Source organism: Myxococcus llanfairpwllgwyngyllgogerychwyrndrobwllllantysiliogogogochensis (genome assembly GCF_006636215.1).
GTDB lineage: Bacteria > Myxococcota > Myxococcia > Myxococcales > Myxococcaceae > Myxococcus > Myxococcus llanfairpwllgwyngyllgogerychwyrndrobwllllantysiliogogogochensis.
Genome location: NZ_VIFM01000136.1, coordinates 1 through 15,652, shown reverse-complemented (window position 1 = coordinate 15,652; position 15,652 = coordinate 1). Strand labels below are relative to the sequence as shown.

General features: G+C 67.2%; 14 protein-coding genes and 1 tRNA gene. 9 read left to right on the top strand and 6 right to left on the bottom strand.

Features of this window, described 5'->3' with window-relative positions; genetic code table 11:
* Positions 1 to 20 precede the first annotated feature (20 nt).
* Positions 21 to 1,400: a GGDEF domain-containing response regulator gene (locus FJV41_RS28690; RefSeq protein ID WP_141645769.1), complete on the top strand. Its 1,380-nt coding sequence runs from the start codon at positions 21 to 23 to the stop codon at positions 1,398 to 1,400.
* A gap of 1 nt (position 1,401) precedes the next feature.
* Here the strand turns inward: FJV41_RS28690 and FJV41_RS28685 are convergent, their stop codons facing one another.
* Positions 1,402 to 1,794, bottom strand: a complete 393-nt coding sequence (locus FJV41_RS28685) for a demethoxyubiquinone hydroxylase family protein (RefSeq protein ID WP_141645756.1) — start codon at positions 1,792 to 1,794, stop codon at positions 1,402 to 1,404.
* A gap of 149 nt (positions 1,795 to 1,943) precedes the next feature.
* Here FJV41_RS28685 and sinK point away from each other — a divergent pair, with 149 nt between their 5' ends.
* Together sinK and sinM are read left to right on the top strand one after the other, a co-directional pair.
* On the top strand, positions 1,944 to 3,455 hold the full coding sequence (gene sinK / locus FJV41_RS28680) for a hybrid histidine protein kinase/response regulator SinK (RefSeq protein ID WP_174455878.1): 1,512 nt from the start codon (positions 1,944 to 1,946) through the stop codon (positions 3,453 to 3,455).
* Positions 3,452 to 4,615: a signal integration modulator SinM gene (sinM, locus tag FJV41_RS28675; RefSeq protein ID WP_141645754.1), complete on the top strand. Its 1,164-nt coding sequence runs from the start codon at positions 3,452 to 3,454 to the stop codon at positions 4,613 to 4,615. Before sinK ends, sinM begins: the two co-directional genes overlap by 4 nt.
* A gap of 114 nt (positions 4,616 to 4,729) precedes the next feature.
* On the opposite strand, the gene groL is transcribed toward sinM, so the two are convergent.
* The gene (gene groL, locus FJV41_RS28670; RefSeq protein WP_141645753.1) at positions 4,730 to 6,382 is read right to left on the bottom strand and encodes a chaperonin GroEL; all 1,653 of its coding nucleotides are present in this window, start codon (positions 6,380 to 6,382) and stop codon (positions 4,730 to 4,732) included.
* Positions 6,383 to 6,551: 169 nt separating this feature from the next.
* Positions 6,552 to 6,908: a response regulator gene (locus FJV41_RS28665; RefSeq protein ID WP_174455618.1), complete on the bottom strand. Its 357-nt coding sequence runs from the start codon at positions 6,906 to 6,908 to the stop codon at positions 6,552 to 6,554.
* A 91-nt stretch (positions 6,909 to 6,999) separates the two neighbouring features.
* Between FJV41_RS28665 and FJV41_RS28660 the strand changes: the two genes are divergently transcribed.
* Positions 7,000 to 8,073, top strand: a complete 1,074-nt coding sequence (locus FJV41_RS28660; protein WP_141645752.1) for a metallopeptidase family protein — start codon at positions 7,000 to 7,002, stop codon at positions 8,071 to 8,073.
* Here the strand turns inward: FJV41_RS28660 and FJV41_RS28655 are convergent.
* The gene (locus FJV41_RS28655; RefSeq protein WP_246137471.1) at positions 8,027 to 9,055 is read right to left on the bottom strand and encodes an NAD-dependent epimerase/dehydratase family protein; all 1,029 of its coding nucleotides are present in this window, start codon (positions 9,053 to 9,055) and stop codon (positions 8,027 to 8,029) included. The genes FJV41_RS28660 and FJV41_RS28655 overlap by 47 nt on opposite strands.
* 81 nt (positions 9,056 to 9,136) lie before the next feature.
* Between FJV41_RS28655 and FJV41_RS28650 the strand changes: the two genes are divergently transcribed.
* From FJV41_RS28650 to FJV41_RS28630, 5 genes are all read left to right on the top strand, one after another.
* Entirely contained in the window at positions 9,137 to 9,781 is a 645-nt protein-coding gene (locus FJV41_RS28650) for a TetR/AcrR family transcriptional regulator (protein WP_141645751.1), read from the top strand.
* Between the two features lie 8 nt (positions 9,782 to 9,789).
* A tRNA-Sec gene (locus tag FJV41_RS28645) sits at positions 9,790 to 9,888 on the top strand.
* A gap of 757 nt (positions 9,889 to 10,645) precedes the next feature.
* On the top strand, positions 10,646 to 12,022 hold the full coding sequence (locus tag FJV41_RS28640) for an AHH domain-containing protein (protein ID WP_141645750.1): 1,377 nt from the start codon (positions 10,646 to 10,648) through the stop codon (positions 12,020 to 12,022).
* 15 nt (positions 12,023 to 12,037) lie between these two features.
* A complete protein-coding gene (locus FJV41_RS28635) occupies positions 12,038 to 12,634 on the top strand; it encodes an imm11 family protein (protein WP_141645749.1) in 597 nt (198 codons plus the stop codon).
* A 341-nt stretch (positions 12,635 to 12,975) separates the two neighbouring features.
* Positions 12,976 to 13,845: a HEAT repeat domain-containing protein gene (locus FJV41_RS28630; RefSeq protein WP_246137470.1), complete on the top strand. Its 870-nt coding sequence runs from the start codon at positions 12,976 to 12,978 to the stop codon at positions 13,843 to 13,845.
* Between the two features lie 85 nt (positions 13,846 to 13,930).
* Here FJV41_RS28630 and FJV41_RS28625 read toward each other — a convergent pair whose 3' ends face one another.
* Entirely contained in the window at positions 13,931 to 14,536 is a 606-nt protein-coding gene (locus tag FJV41_RS28625) for a glutathione S-transferase C-terminal domain-containing protein (protein WP_141645748.1), read from the bottom strand.
* A 114-nt stretch (positions 14,537 to 14,650) separates the two neighbouring features.
* A partial coding sequence (locus FJV41_RS28620; RefSeq protein WP_141645747.1) for an MFS transporter occupies positions 14,651 to 15,652 on the bottom strand: 1,002 nt, incomplete at its 5' end.

The window sequence follows — 15,652 nt, the reverse complement described above, 5'->3', positions numbered from 1 at the left end:
GGTGCTAAGCCATGCGGGAGATGGCGCGCATCCTCCTCGTCGACGACGAAAAGATCGCCCGCACCCTCTACGGCGACTACCTCACGGCCGTGGGGCACACCGTCACGGCGGTGGCCACGCTCCACGAGGCCCGACAGGCGCTCGCCGCGGACCGCTTCGACGCGGTGGTGACGGACCTCATCCTCCCCGGTGGCGACGGCATGGAGGTCCTCCGGCACGTGCGGGAGCGACACCCGGGCGTGGAGGTCGTCGTCATCACCGGCCTCGACAAGGTGGACCCCGCCGTGCGCGCCATCAAGAGCGGCGCCGCGGAGTACCTGGTCAAGCCCGTGGCACCAGAAGCCCTGCAGCACGCCGTGCGCCGCGCGCTCACCACCCGCGACCTGATGCGGGAGAACGCGTCCCTGCGCCGACATGTCGCGCTGCTGGAGGCCGGGCAGCGCCTGGCCACGACGCTGGACCGGGAGAAGCTGGCCACCGCCACCACCGGCGCGCTCGAGTCCATGGGCTCCGCCAACGCCATCGTCCTGCTGGAGCGCGACGCCGCGGTGGGCCTGCGCACGCAGGGCACGCGCGGGCTGCCCACCGGCGCCGAGGAGACGGTGGTCGCCTGGCTGCGCGAGCAGCTCCTGGAAGCGCGCTCCCCTCGCGAGCTCGAGGTGCCGGACGTCCCCTTCCAGCGAGTCCTCACCTTCCCCGCCGTCGAGGGCGACGCGGTGCTGGGGCACGCGGTGCTCTTCTACGCGGACGCCCGCGACAGCGAGGGCAGCGCCTCCGAGGCCGCCAGCTACCTGGTGCGCAACTGGGCGCTGGCGCTGCGCAACCTGGGTCGCTTCGCGGCCGTCGAGGACCTGGCGTACATCGACGACCTGACGCGCCTGTTCAACACGCGCTACCTGCACCTGATGTTGGACCGGGAGTTCCAGGACGCGCCCCAGACGCACCGCCCCTTCAGCCTGCTGTTCCTGGACCTGGACCACTTCAAGTCCATCAACGACAACCACGGCCACCTCGTCGGCTCGAAGCTGCTCGTGGAGACGGCGCGCGTGGTGAAGGGCTGCGTGAGAGACCACGACGTCGTGGCGCGCTACGGCGGCGACGAGTACGTGGTGATGCTGCGCAACACCGACTCGGGCGGGGCCCTCAAGGTCGCCGAGCGCATCCGCCGCACCATGGAGACCCATCGGTTCCTGGCGCGCGAGGGGCTGTCGCTCAAGCTCACCACCTGCATCGGCGTGGCGAGCTTCCCCGAGCACACGCGAGACAAGGCCACGCTGCTGGATTTGTCGGACCGGGCCATGTACCGCGGCAAGCGCGGCACCCGGAACGTCGTCTACATGGCCGCGCAGGACCTGGAAGCCCCCCCAGCCGAACGTCGCCAGGGAAGCACCGGCACCTAGCTCAGGGCCGCATGCTGCCGACGGTGAGCCGCTTGACGATGCTGGGCTCCGGCGCCTCGGCGCTGGCGCCCTCCTTGCCCACGGCCTCCACCGACTCATGCGGGGCACCGGAAATGATGAGCTTGAACTTCTCCACCGCCTCCTGGGCGTGCTGGGCCTGCTCGGGGTCCAGCCGGGCGATGAGCTGCCAGAAGAGGGCGGCGTGCTCACGCTCCTCGTCCATGACGTGCCGGAGGACGGCCTTGGCCTCCTCGTTGTCGGTGGCGTCGATGTGGGCGGCGTAGAGGTTGATGGCGTCCAGCTCCGCCTCGATGTTGAGCCGGATGGAGCGGGCCAGCTCGGCGTCGGTCATCTTCCGAGGCACGAGGGAGTGGAACGGGTCGGTCTGCGGCATGAGAGGCCCTCCGAGGCCGGTCGACGGCGTCCAGCAGGCTGGGCGACGCGGGAAGAACGCGGGGAGCATCCGCGTCCCCGGCGGGCCGGTCAACGGATTCCCTCCAGGCGCGTTGCGTGGGATGGGCCGCCTCCGTCATGCTTCCCGACATGGAGATTCCCGCGCCGCTCGCCCAACTGCTCCAGGCCCTGGACGCGGGGGACCTGCCAGCCGCGCGCACGGCCGCGGCGGCGCTCCAGCGCTCCGGCCTCCACGCCACCCAGCTCGCCGCGGAGGTGCTCCACGAGCTGCGCCAGCCCCTGCTCGGCGTGAAGGCCTATGCACAGCTGCTCGCCGAGGACGGCGGCCCCTCTGGCCCCCTGCGCCTCTTGATGTCCCAGGTGGAGCGGATGGAGCAGATCGTCTCCGACTTCATCCGGCTCGCCAGCGAGCGACATGCGCCGCAGCAGCGACTGTCCCTGGCGGCGCCCATCTGGGCCGCCGCGAAGCTCTTCAGCGTCAACCCCGACTCGGCGCGAATCTCGCTGGAGGTGGAGGCCCCGGAGGACATCTCCGTCCAGGGCAACTCGCGCCTCATCGAGCAGCTCACGCTGAACCTGCTCAACAACGCGCGCGACGCCATGTCGGGGCGTGGACGGGTGAAGGTGGTGCTCACGCGCGAGGGCTCGGCGCCCGTGCTGTACGTGGCGGACTGGGGCCCGGGCATCCCCGACGAGCTGCGCGAGCGCATCTTCGAGCCGTACGTCACCGCGAGCAAACGCGGTACGGGCCTGGGGCTCGCCGTGTGTCGACGAATCGCCGAGGAGCACCATGCGCGCATCGACCTCGCGCCGCAGGGCGCGCTGCGGGACGTGCCGGCGCCGGCCACGGTGTTCCGCGTGCAATTCCCCGCCTCGGAGACGGCCCCCGGGCCGCGCAAGCGCCTGCTGGTGGTGGATGACGAGACCATCATCCGCATGGTGTTCCGCGACTTGATGGGCAAGGAGTGCGAGGTCATCGAGGCGGCGAGCGGCGAGGAGGCGTTGGACCTGCTGCGCGAGGCGCCCGTGGACCTCATCGTCACGGACAAGAACCTGCCGGGCCTGTCCGGGCTGGAGCTGGCGCAGCAGGCGCGCCGACTGTCCGCCACGTCGCGGGTCATCCTGATGACGGGCTATCCGTCGCTGGTGACGACGCAGCAGGCGCTGGAGCTGGGCGTGGTGGACTACCTGCTCAAGCCCTTCGACGACATCCGCGAGGTGCGCACGCTCTTGCGCTCCACGCTGGCGGCGCCGCCCACACAGCCCGGCGCCGCGGCCCAGGTGAAGCGCGTGGACGTGCTGGAGGACAACCCCGCCACCGCCGCGCAGATCGCCGAGGCGCTGGAGTTGATTGGCCTGGAAGCCCGCGTGCTGCCCACCTCGGAGCTCATCGCGCTGGAGCCGCCCGCGGGCGTGGTGGTGTCCTGGGACTTCGCGCCGGCCTATGGGCGCAAGGCGCTGGAGCTGGGCAAGGCCATGGCCCAGGGAGCGCCCTTCGTGGTGCTGGCCGAGCACCTCACAATGGAGACCGCGCTGGAGTCGCTTCGCGCGGGGGCCTCGGCCTGTCTGCCCAAGCTGCTGTCCGACACCACGGCGCTGAGCCGTGAGCTGAGCCGCGCGTTCAAGAAAGGCGTCCCATGAGGCTTGCGCTCCTGTCCGTCCTGCTGCTGGGTGTGGCGTGTTCCTCAAACAAGCCCCCGGTGCAGGGCGAACCGGACGCGAGCGGCCCGGAGGACTCGGGCTCGGACGCGGGGACGCAGCCAGACGGAGGCGTGGACCCTGGCGACGGCGGCTCGGGTGATGACGGCGGCACGGGCGCCGACGCGGGGCCCGGTGAGGAGGACGCGGGAAGCTGCGAGCCACCTCCGTCGGTGCGGGAGTCCCTGCTCGTGCCCGGGCTGAACAACCCCCGCCGACTCGCCGTGGACGCGACGGACATCTACATCTCCGAGTCGCACTCGCTGCGGCCTGAAGCCCCGGAAGGAGAGGGACAAATCCTTCGACTGCCAAGAGCAGGAGGAGGAGCAACCTCGGTTGCCAAAGGCTTCTTCGCGCCGGATGCCATCGCCGTGGACGAGAAGAACATCTACGTGCTCGACCAGATTGGACTCTGGCGCGTGGACAAGGCCACGGGTGAGCGCGGTACGGTGCCCATCGAGTCCTCGCTGAACAGCGTCATCACGGGAGGCACCGATATCCGCATCGGACGCCTGTCCGGAAAGGACGTCCTCGTCGTGGCGACAGGGGCCCGGCGCCTCGTCCGCGTCGACACGACCGGTGCCACACCCTCATCCCTGGTGCTCTTCGAGGGCACCGTCGACACCCAGGTCCGTGGCGCGCGCATCGACGGCACCGACGTGTGGTTCCTCGTCACGGGAGGCACCGAGCCAGGCCTCTACCGCGTCCCCCTGGACCTGGACACGCCGGCCCAGCGCGTGGATGCGAGCATCACCACGGGCACCTCGCTGGAGCTCACGCCCACCCACTTCCTCATCACCGAAGGCAGCGGAGGCACGGGCCGGCTGATCAAGCGGCCCCGCGCTGGCGGCGAGGCCCGCGTGCTCGCGGAGGGCCTGCAAGGCCCGCTGTTCCCGGTGGAGTTGAACGGCGCCGTCTACTTCAAGGACGCCGTGCCCCGCTCCTCCGCCTTCCTGCGCCGGACCCGGGGCTGTCCTCCCGGCACCTCCGACGCGGTCGGCCCCGAGGGAACCGGCCCGGGTGGACTCATTGCGGACGGCGACACCCTGCTCTTCACATCCCAGGAGAGCGGCACCGGGGGCGCCGTCGGCCGCGTTCCCTGAAGTTCCATTCCCTACGAAAGACAACGGCCCCGGCGCCTCGAAAGAGGCATCCGGGGCCGAGGCCAGCTCACCCGCCACATCCCGAGCCGTGAGGCCCGGGACGCGGAGCGTGGCTCAGTACTCCATGTCGTCGCCGCCGTAGTCCGGCATGCCGCCGCCGCTACCACCGCCGCTGCCGCCCTTGGACTTGCCCTTCTGGCGCTCGGCGACCATGGCCTCGGTGGTCAGGAGCAGCGAAGCGACGGAAGCCGCGTTCTGCAGCGCGGTGCGCTCCACCTTGGTCGGGTCGATGACGCCGGCCTTCTCCAGGTCCTCGTAGGTGTCCGTGCGCGCGTTGTAGCCGAACGCGCCCTTGCCCTCGCGAACCTTGTTGATGACCACGGCGCCCTCGACGCCCGCGTTGCTGGCGATCTTCCGCAGCGGCTCCTGGAGCGCGCGACGGATGATGTCCACGCCGAAGTTCTGCTCGCCGCCCGGCTTGAGCTGCTCGAGCGCCGGCAGCGTGCGCAGGTAGGCGACACCGCCGCCCGGGACGATGCCCTCCTCGACGGCCGCGCGAGTCGCGTGCAGCGCGTCCTCCACGCGGGCCTTCTTCTCCTTCATCTCCGTCTCGGTGGCCGCGCCAACGTTGATGACGGCCACGCCGCCCACCAGCTTCGCCAGACGCTCCTGGAGCTTCTCGCGATCGTAATCGCTGGTGACGGTGTCGATCTGGCCGCGGATGAGCTTGATGCGACCCTCGATCTCCTCCTTCTTGCCGTTGCCATCGACGATGGTGGTGTTGTCCTTGTCCACCGTGATGCGCTTGGCGCGGCCCAGGTCGTTCAGGGTCAGGTTCTCGTACTTGTGACCCAGCTCCTCGCTGACCACCATGCCGCCGGTCAGCGTGGCGATGTCCTTGAGCATCTCCTTGCGACGGTCGCCGAAGCCCGGCGCCTTCACCGCGGAGACGTTCAGCACGCCGCGAATCTTGTTCACCACGAGCGTGGCCAGCGCCTCGCCCTCGATGTCGTCGGCGATGAGCAGCAGGGGCTTACCGGAGCGCGCGACCTGCTCCAGGATGGGGACCATGTCCTGCATCGAGGAGATCTTCTTCTCGCTGATGAGGATGTACGGGTCCTCGGCGACGACCTCCATCCGGTCACGGTTCGTCACGAAGTAGGGAGAGATGTAGCCGCGGTCGAACTGCATGCCCTCGACCACTTCAAGCGTCGTCTCCAGGCCCTTGGCCTCCTCGACGGTGATGACGCCCTCCTTGCCCACCTTCTCCATCGCGTCCGCGATGATGGTGCCGATGGTCTCATCCCCGTTCGCGGAGATGGTTCCAACCTGGGCAATCTCCTTCTTGTCGGAGGTCGGCTTGGAGAGCTTCTTCAGCTCCGCCACCACCACCTCCACCGCCTTGTCGATGCCGCGCTTGAGGTCCATCGGGCTGTGGCCCGCGGCTACCAGCTTCAGGCCCTCCTCGTAGATGGACCGAGCCAGCACGGTCGCCGTCGTGGTGCCGTCGCCCGCCTTGTCAGAGGTCTTGGACGCGACCTCCTTCACCATCTGCGCGCCCATGTTCTCGAACCGGTTCTCGAGGTCGATCTCCTTGGCGACGGTGACGCCGTCCTTGGTGACCGTGGGCGAACCAAAGCTCTTCTCGATGACCACGTTGCGGCCCTTGGGACCCAACGTCACCGCGACCGCGTCCGACAACGTCCGGACGCCTCGCAGGATGGCCTCACGCGCGGACTGGTGGAAGAAAATCTCCTTCGCTGCCATCGCAACCTCCTGATGTTACTTGGAATTTTCGTGGATACTACGCAGGTCGTTAGCACTCGACCCTGGCGAGCGCCAACATAAGGGTCAGCCCAACGATGTCAACCAGGAAGGGCGGACGTGTGGGCGAGCGGACGGCCCGACGCGTGCCGGGGAGGAGCCTTTTCGGGGGCTACTCGGCGAAGCGCATCAAGGTGAGCAGCTGGCCCATGTCCAGGGGCTTGTTCAGCGTGAGGGCCACGCCCTTGCGCAGGCCGCGCTCGGTGATGTTCCCGTCCGTGCTGGCCGTCATCAGGAGCACGGGGATGGCCTGGAAGCGCGGGTCGGCCTTCAGCTGCTCGGTGAAGGTGATGCCGTCCATGTGGGGCATGATGAAGTCGGTGATGACCATGCCCACCTGGTTGCGCTCGAGGATGTCGAGCGCCTGGAGCGCATCCGACGCCGAGTACACCGTGTACCCATGCATCTCCAGGAAGCGAGAGAGCAAGGTGCACAGCTCGAGATCATCGTCGACGACAAGGATGTTCACGGGACGGAACGCCGCACCAGCACGGGCGGCGGAACGTAACAGCCGCACCCGTCGTTGACAACGCACAGCGGGGCTTCTTATGAGCCGGGCCATGGAGAAGCGGACCGGGAAGCGATCGGGGTCGGGGGACCCGACGGCGCGGCTGGAGGCGGTGTCGGACGCCTTCGAGTCGGGTGACATCGAGGCGGCGCTGGCACAGGTGGAAGGTCTGCTTTCGGACGCGCCGGAGCTGCCGGAGGCCCTGCACTACCGGGCCGCGGCGCTCGCGGAGCTGGGACGGCTGGAGGAGGCGGGCCGCGCCTATGGCCAGGCCCTCAAGGTCGCCCCCGAGGACCTGGAAATCCTCCTGGGAGCCGCGGACTGCCTGGTCTGCCGGGCCGGCGAGGACCGGGAAGCGGTGGAGGAAGGCCTGGGCCTGTGCGCGCGGGGCAAGCGCCTGGCCCAGCGCGAGGACGACGTGGAGATGCTCTACGAGTTCCTCCTCCTGGAGGGCATGGGGCTCAACCAGATGGGTGAGTCCGAGCAGGCCCTGCTGAGCCTGGACGCGGCGCTGGGGCACGTGCCGCGCTCGGTGGACGCGCGGCTGGAGCGGGGCATCGCCTTGTTCGAGTTGTGCCGCTTCGACGACGCGCGCGCGGGCTTCGAGGCGGTGCTGAAGGACGCGTCCGACGAGGCGTGGGCGCACCACTACCTGGGGCTGATGGCGGAGCGGCGGGGGGACGAGAAGGAGGCCAGGAAGCGCTTCGCCAAGGCCCAGTCACTGGCGTCCGAGGAGTTCCCTCCCCCCGTGGAGCTGGCCGAGGCGGAGTTCGACCGCGCGGTGGAGGACGCGGTGAAGGCCCTGCCCCAGCATGCCAAGCAGTACCTGGACAACGTCACCATCGCGGTGGAGGACCTGCCGTCGGAGGAGGACCTGCTGGGGCAGTCCCCTCCCCTGTCTCCGAGCATCCTCGGCGTCTTCCGGGGAACGCCCGTGGGCGAGCGCAGCGTGACGAACGCGTATGACCACTTCCCGGCGTCCATCGTGCTGTACCAGAAGAACCTGGAGCGCTTCGCGAAGACGCGCGCGGAGCTCATCGAGCAGATTGGAATCACGGTGATGCACGAGGTCGGTCACCTCATGGGGTTGGACGAGGACGACCTGTGGCTGCGGGGGCTGGACTGACGGCGGCGGCCGCGCGCCGTTGCTTCAGGGCGGCGAGCGTCTGGCGGATGCCCTCGGCGTAGGGCGTCCTGGGCACGTCGCCGAGCAGGTGGCGCAGCTCCGAATCGTCCATCAGCACGGGCTGGGTGTGCAGGTAGTGCATCTCCACCAGCTCGCGCATGAACGGGTCGAAGAGGCCGACGAGGCGAATCATCCCCTTCCCCATCGTCATGACCTTCGTGGGGCGGCCGACCTGTCGGTAGGTTTCCTCGACGAGCTTGCGCTGGCTCGTCACGCCCGCGCCGGCGAGGTTCCAGGAGCGGCCATAGGCGCGAGGCTCGTCCATCAGCTTCGTCACCACGGGGCCCACGTCGGGCACGTAGATGAACTCGTGCGGCGAGTCGATGGGGCCGATGAGCTGCGCGCGATTGCCGTCCACGGCGGCGACGAAGGCGCGGTACAGGAAGCTGAGCTCGACGCCGGGGCCGTAGAAGTCGGGGAGGCGAAGGATGGTGCCGCGAATCGTGCCGGCGGCGTGTTCGGCCAGGAGGAGGTCTTCCTGCTCCTTGCGCATGCGGCCCTTGAAGCTGTTGGGCTCGCGCGGGTGGTCGTCCTTGACGGGCGTCGTGCGCGGCAGGCCGTAGGGGTAGACGGTGCCGATGAGGACCACCTGCTTGACGCCCTCGGCGATGGCTCCGTCGAGCGTCTTGCGCATCAGCACCGGGTGCAGGTGGAACTGCCAGTAGTTGACGCCGACCATGTAGACGAGGGTGTCGACACCGTGGGCGGCCGCGCGGACCGACGCCGGGTCCTCGGGGTTCCACGTCACGATTTCCGCGAGCGGGTCCGTGCCGAACTCGGCCTGCAGGGAGGCCTTCGAGCGGCCCACCACCCGATAGGCCCTCCCCTGCGCCTTCAGCGCGTTGGCCACGCTCTGCCCGATGACTCCCGAGGCTCCGAACAACGCCACCTTGCCGTCCATGATGCGCTCCGTTTCGAACATCGAGATTTTTATGAACACCGTTCTATGAACACCGTTCATTTACTGGTGGCCGTTCGAATCGTCAAGCCCTAGGGTTGAGGCATGGGGATTTCGGAGCGCAAGGAGCGGCAGCGGGCGGAGCTGCGGGAGCAGATCCTCCGGGTGGCTCGGGACATGGTGGTGAAGGAGGGGTTCAGCGCGCTGTCGATGCGCAAGCTGGCGGAGGCGGTGGAGTACGCGCCCGCGACGCTGTACCTGCACTTCGAGAATCGGGAGGCGATTGCCCGGGAGCTGTGCGTGCGGGGCTTCGGGGAGCTGTTGGGGGCGCTGGAGCCGGGCTCGGCGGTGGCGGAGCCACTGGAGCGACTGTCGGTGATGGGCGCGGCCTATGTGCGGTTCGGGCTGGAGCACCCGGAAACGTACCGACTCATCTTCATGGAAGACCCCAGGCTGTCGACCGAGCTCTTCCAAGGCGACTCGGATGGTGCGGGGCCTCGCGCTTTCGGCCTGCTGGCCCGAGTGTTCGAGGACCTGAAGTCAGCGGGGAGACTGGCAACCGAGGCGGACCCGGGTCGACTGGCCGAGGCCCTGTGGGCGGGGCTGCACGGCATCGTGAGCTTGAAGCTGACGTGCGCGGCGTTCCAGACGTCCGCGGAGGAGCTGCGAAAGACGCTGACGGAGACGCTGGTGCATGGGCTGCCGGGGTTGAAGCCAGTCGTTGACGGAGCTGGGAAGGCCCGGCACTAATCGGCCACGGTAGGGCCTCCGGACCTGGTGGCCGGCCTGGGCTTCAAACCCAGTGAGAGGCGTTGAGAGACGTCTCTGGCGAGTTCGATTCTCGTGCTCTACCGCCATGTATCCCTTGAGTTCTCTGGCGCAGCCTTGACTGGACCATGGGACAATCCAAACAAAGCCTCTACACGTGACATGACCTTGGGCTTGCAGTTGCATCTCGCTTCATTGAAACCCTTGGAAGAGGCTGCGGACTTGTTATCTGCAAACCCTTCCCGCTTCAGTTCGACATCAACAGAAGGACCGACCCCTCGCTCTCCAGCTTTTCGAAGATCCACCAGCTTGCCGCGCGTAAAAAGCTTCAGCAGTATTGGGGGCGACTCGGATTTGAACCTATCAAAGGAACACCATACTTTGGGTTAAACCTGGATTTTCGCCATCCAACCCGGCTGGACCTCGGATTGGAATAACTCACAATAGATTCAACACTGCCCACAAAATGTACGCCCGTTGCCTCCTTGGGCTCCAGGCCTGCGCCTGAGTGCATCACTGACGTTCAAGATGGGCACATCCCTGAAGACCCTGACCGTCCGGCAAAGGCTCTCATCACTCTCAAGTCGGCTGATCGCTTCGTGTTGAAAGCAGAGGCGACGCCGGTGATGCAACCCGAGGGACGTTCGCGCTCAGCAATGGGGACCGAGCTGACTGCGCACGATCTCGCGCCCGGGCGTGACGGTCCAGTAGGCACGCCGTCGGCCCCACCCGCTCCATCACAGACAGTGTCAGCCCGGAGCACCTGTCAGCTCTATCTGGTATTACCCGACCCTGCGCTGCCGATGCGCTCCCGAGCGATGGGAGCCAGCGCCAGGAGGGCTCCGCATGCTGCCACGATCGTCGATTCTCCTACTGTTCGTGATGCTGGCCGGGTGCAGTAGCGCGACAAGATCGGTGCGTCTGGACACGGGTCCGGGCAAGCCCATCACCTTCACTCCACGCTCCGGTGACGCGGGACCGGTGGAACTGAACGAAGACGACTTCGAAGAGGCCGTGGCGAAGTTGGGCCGAGATGTGCCCGGGTCCACGCAGCCTCGATCGGACGCTCGGCGGCTGTTCTGGTTCCCTGCGAATGATGCGTACGCAGGCGCACGAGGGCGCATCGGTCTCGTGTCTGTTGGCTCGGAACTGGACTCGTACAGCGACCACCTCCCACCGATTGGGGCATGGAGGCCGGAGGCGGATTCAGAACTCACGCGCGCCTACGGCCGCTGGTGCAATCGGACGCAGCGCACCCGAGATTGTCTGCATCTACTGGAAGACGGCCCCACTCTTGGCGAAGAAGGAAAGCGCACCCTGGCCCTCCAGTTCGCAATGGGCTCGGTCATGGACGAGACCCATGATGCGCTGGGAAAGATGGTGGATCCGGTCGCTGTGCGGAACACCATCATCACGGCCATGGCCGTGTACCTCGGCCTCTGGTTGCTGCCCGAACCGGTGAGTAAGGGCGTGGCCGCCACCCTGACGGTCTGCCTCATCGCCTACTTGGGGGTGGACACCGTTTGGAACCTGGTCGCGGGGTGGCGGCAGCTTGCCGAGGACGTAGCAGTCGCCACGACCTTCGACGAGGTACGCATGGCTGGCGAAAAGTACGGCATGGTCATGGGCGAGAACGCGGCGCGCATCTTCATCATGCTCGCGACCGCCGCCATTGGGAGCACCGCAGGGCTGGCGATCAAGGCACCGGCGCTTCCGGGCTCGGCACAGGCGGTGCGGCTGGCCGATCTCCAGGGAGGCTTCCGGTTCACGGCGATCGCGGAAGTGGGCTCGGTAGCTATTCCCACCGAGGGAGCCGTCACCATCGCGCTCGCTCCTGGTGCGCTGGCCATGGCGGCACGAGGGACGAGCGCCGCTAGCACGGCCCCAGTGGACGCGGAGGGCCCTTGGCACCACGTCGCCTCCGACAAGTTCAGCACCTCCACCAACAACGGGGGGCCCTGGACGCCAAGGTACCAGGAGATCTTCGACCGGGCAGGCATGTCGCTCGACGATGCGGCGAACCAGGTCCGCGTCCCGCGCCACAAGGGGCCGCACCCAAGGGAGTACCATGAGGAGGTCTACGAGCGGCTGGACGAAGCAACATCGAGTTGCAAGAGCATCGAGCGTTGCCGGGAGGCGCTGACGAAGATCCTCGGTGCGTTGGCACGTGAGATCTCGAAGCAGGGGACCAGGCTCAATCGGCTGGTGACGCGAACCGAATGACGGAAGAATGACCTCATGCCGAAGCGGTTCTTCAAGTTGACCGATGATGTGTACATCTCCGGCCGGTGGGAGCTGGGGCATCCTCTGGATCACGAGGGCCGGAAACTCGATGACCCGTGGCAGTTCAGGATCGGGCAACGGGCTCAGTCGGACGAGCGCATCAAGATCCCCATCAAGATCTCCGGCAAGCCGCTCGACTATTCCCACGCGGCCTTCAGCATCCCCGTCGTCCACGCCCGCGTGGCCTCCCTCTTCACAGAGGTGGCACCCGACGACGTGCAGCTCATCCCTGTGGAGATCGACTCCCAGCCGGCTCAGCACTTCATCCTCAACGCCACCCGATTGGTGAAGTGCATCGACGACGCTGCGTGCGAGGAGGTGCGTTACTGGACACTGGAGGACGGAATGCCCGAGAAGGTGGGGACGTACTCCTCGGTGTCCGGGATGCGCATCGACACGGCGAAGGCGGAAGGCGCAAAAGTGTTCCGCACCTGGGGCTGGACCGTGGCCTTGATCGTGTCCGAGGAGATCAAGGAGGCCCTGGAGCGCGCGGGCCTCACCGGCGCGAAGTTCACGGACGTAACCGGCCCCGGGCCAGCCAATGGCCCTTGACCCATGCCGTCCCCACCCTCGTACCCAAGATGGTCGGACGCGGGTGGACCTCAATGGACGCTCCACCTGCCCCGCTCCAGAGGGAAACCGGCCGACCCTCAATCCCTAAACGCTAACCATTGCGAACAAGGGACTGGGCGCAGGTCCTGTTCCCACTCCACGAAACAGCAACGAGACAGATGTCTGCGATTAACCCAAGCACATCCCGTGCCCTGATTGTGGGTCACCCGAACCACTGTCAGAGTCCGCATTGACGCGCGGTTAGCGCAATTCACCACAGGCTCAATCCAAATCGAAGCGCCCACTCGACATGAACAATGCAGTCGTGCATTTGAACTCAGATGGCCGGCAGCCTCGACACGCATAGGGACATCATGAGTTATCCAGAACGCGACGATGAGAGAAGCACCGAAGCGCTCATCCAGGCATCACTCGAGGGTGAAGAGGATGACGAGCGTGCCTGGGCAGCCATCCGAGTGCTGCATTTCCGGGGAACGCGCGACGTGCTGGACGCCGCCCTGCGCCTTCTTGACGCTCCCTCCGCGAAGGCTCGGGGGCGCGGCGCGGATATCCTTGGCCAGCTTGGAGCGAGTAGCCCTGGATCTGTCCCCGTCTTCACGGAGGAGCGTGGCGAGGCGCTGTTGGGCCTGCTCCGGCGGGAGGAAGACCCGGCTGTCCTTCTGTCAGCAGGCGCTGCACTGGGACACCTCAGGGAGCCTCGTGCCCTTTCCGAACTCATCCGACTGGCGAGTCACCCCACTTCCGAGGCTCGGTATGGCGCGGTGCACGGCCTGGCTGCCATGGATGCACCGGAAGCTGTCGAGGCGCTCATCAGGCTCTCGTCCGACGAGGACCGCGACGTACGGAACTGGGCAACCTTCGACCTGGGAACGCTGAGGGAGGACGTGGACACACCGCAACTGCGTGATGCGCTCGCAGCGCGCCTCGGTGAGGAGGACTCAGAAATTTTCGGAGAAGCCCTCGTAGGTCTCGCGGCTCGCAAGGACCCACGCGCTGTCGAGCCCGTACGCGCCGCGCTGTGTGGCAATCCGGTGACGGTGTACACGCTCGAGGCCGCTGCATCCCTTGGCGACCCGGAATTCTATCCGCTGCTCCTGGCCCTTCGCGATTCATCGGCCAAGGCGGATGGCTACTTCTTGAGCGTCCTCGATGACGTCATCTCCCAGTTCGAACAGGGAAAACAGCCATGAGCTACTGGCAGCTCTCTTCGGGATACCTTCTGGCAGCCAGCCTCCCCACCGGCATGTCAATGCATTGCGGCACGGAGCGCCATCGCTACCCCGGCCGCACGCTCAAACCGGCGCGAGCCAGGCGTGGTGGGTCGTCGAAGTCCAAGAACGACTGCCCCCCTGCCGCGCACAGCGTCTCCGCCACGGCAGTCCGGTTACATCCTGTGAGCGACCTGAAATAGTCGCGTGCTCGCTGCAACATCCAAAGACTGTACGGACTGACGATGCGCTTGCCCTCCTGTCCTTCCAGGACGAATGCGCCCATGCCAATGGCGCGCGGCAGGGTCTCGCCAGGATGCGCCCCCATCCACTCGCTCACACGCCGCGCGGTATCGGCGAGCACGGGCATCTGCTCGATGAACATCCGACGTAGAACCATGAGCAGCGTCACCGGCACCTCATCGTCTGGCCGAAACTCACCCGACAACGGCATGGGGTGCAGCATCCGCTCGACCCATTGCGCGACTCGCGGCGCCACCCGGCGCAGGTGCTCACCACTCTTCGGATCCCGGTACTGGTGTGCATACAGAGGACCGAAGAGTCCAAAGTCACCCATCGACGGGCGGTCACCCAACAGGAAGTCATTGTGCTCGAAGTGCCTGGACAGCTCCGCGAGCAACCCCTCGTAGGACGCCTCGATGGCGGCATGCATGTGCGGCTCCGCCCCCAATCGCACGGCGGCCTTGGCAAAAGGCGCCGCGAGGCGGATTCCCGTTTCCAGTTACTCCTCGGGTGTCATCAAGGCTGCCGCCGCCCACACACACGCTCAGAGGCCGGAGCCGGGGGCTTCAATCACAGGGCCGGGCTCGCCCCATGGACGAACCTGACGACGCAGGAGCGCGCCGAAGACCAGGTACCAGACAGCGGCGAGCAACCCCAATCCGAGGCACCCCATCCACAGCGCGAACGCACCATGCCGGCCGAGCACCTGTCCCCCGAGGGCGGGAGCGACACACGTGGCGAGGCCCCACACCATGTGGAAGGCACCCTGGTAGCTGCCCCGCGCATCCACGGGCGACAGGTCCGCCACCACCGCGGGCGCCACGGGGGATTGAATCATCTCCCCCAGCGTCCAAACCCCCACGGCCACGGCGGCAAGCCCCGCGGAGGCGGAGAGCGAATGCAGCCCGAAACCCGCCCCCGTGAAGACAGCGCCCCAGGCCAGCAGCGTCAGGCGACGAACCCGGACCGTCGCGCGCAGCAACAGCGGCTCTCCCACGGAGATGATCAACCCGTTGACCGCCATCACCGTGCCGAACATCGCCGGGTCCATGCCGCGCGACTCCAGGTCCACTGGAAGCGCGACGCCCCCCTGACAAAGGATGAACGTCGTCGCGAAGATGGGCACGACCAGGCCGACGAACCGGAGATTGCGGAACGGCGTCAGCATCGAGCCCACTTCAACGGGCGTCTGGCGCACGCCCTCCGTCGAGGGCCGCGTCTCCGGCACCAACACCCAGATGACCATGCCGTAGATGAACGTCGTGCAGGCATCGAGGATGAAGAGGAGCTGGAAGCCCTGCCTCGACATGAACCCCGCCAGTGGCATCGACACGACGGTGGACACGTTGAGCACCCAGTACAACAGGCCATAGGCGCGCGGGCGATCCACCTCCTGCACCACGTCCGAGATGATGGCGAAGAAGGCGGGCCGGTACAGCTCTCCCACCACGCCCAGGAGGAAGGCGGCGCCAAAGATGTGCACGGGCTCCCGGCAGAAGCCGAGCAGCAACATGGCCCCCGCCCCCAGCCAGAGCTGTCTCTTATA

Coding starts and splice junctions, on each gene's coding strand:
- FJV41_RS28690 (WP_141645769.1), top strand. CDS start 21: ATGGCGCGCATCCTCCTCGTCGACGACGAAAAGATCGCCCGCACCCTC.
- FJV41_RS28685 (WP_141645756.1), bottom strand. CDS start 1,794: ATGCCGCAGACCGACCCGTTCCACTCCCTCGTGCCTCGGAAGATGACC.
- sinK (WP_174455878.1), top strand. CDS start 1,944: ATGGAGATTCCCGCGCCGCTCGCCCAACTGCTCCAGGCCCTGGACGCG.
- sinM (WP_141645754.1), top strand. CDS start 3,452: ATGAGGCTTGCGCTCCTGTCCGTCCTGCTGCTGGGTGTGGCGTGTTCC.
- groL (WP_141645753.1), bottom strand. CDS start 6,382: ATGGCAGCGAAGGAGATTTTCTTCCACCAGTCCGCGCGTGAGGCCATC.
- FJV41_RS28660 (WP_141645752.1), top strand. CDS start 7,000: ATGGAGAAGCGGACCGGGAAGCGATCGGGGTCGGGGGACCCGACGGCG.
- FJV41_RS28655 (WP_246137471.1), bottom strand. CDS start 9,055: ATGTTCGAAACGGAGCGCATCATGGACGGCAAGGTGGCGTTGTTCGGA.
- FJV41_RS28650 (WP_141645751.1), top strand. CDS start 9,137: ATGGGGATTTCGGAGCGCAAGGAGCGGCAGCGGGCGGAGCTGCGGGAG.
- FJV41_RS28640 (WP_141645750.1), top strand. CDS start 10,646: ATGCTGCCACGATCGTCGATTCTCCTACTGTTCGTGATGCTGGCCGGG.
- FJV41_RS28635 (WP_141645749.1), top strand. CDS start 12,038: ATGCCGAAGCGGTTCTTCAAGTTGACCGATGATGTGTACATCTCCGGC.
- FJV41_RS28630 (WP_246137470.1), top strand. CDS start 12,976: ATGGCCGGCAGCCTCGACACGCATAGGGACATCATGAGTTATCCAGAA.
- FJV41_RS28625 (WP_141645748.1), bottom strand. CDS start 14,536: ATGCATGCCGCCATCGAGGCGTCCTACGAGGGGTTGCTCGCGGAGCTG.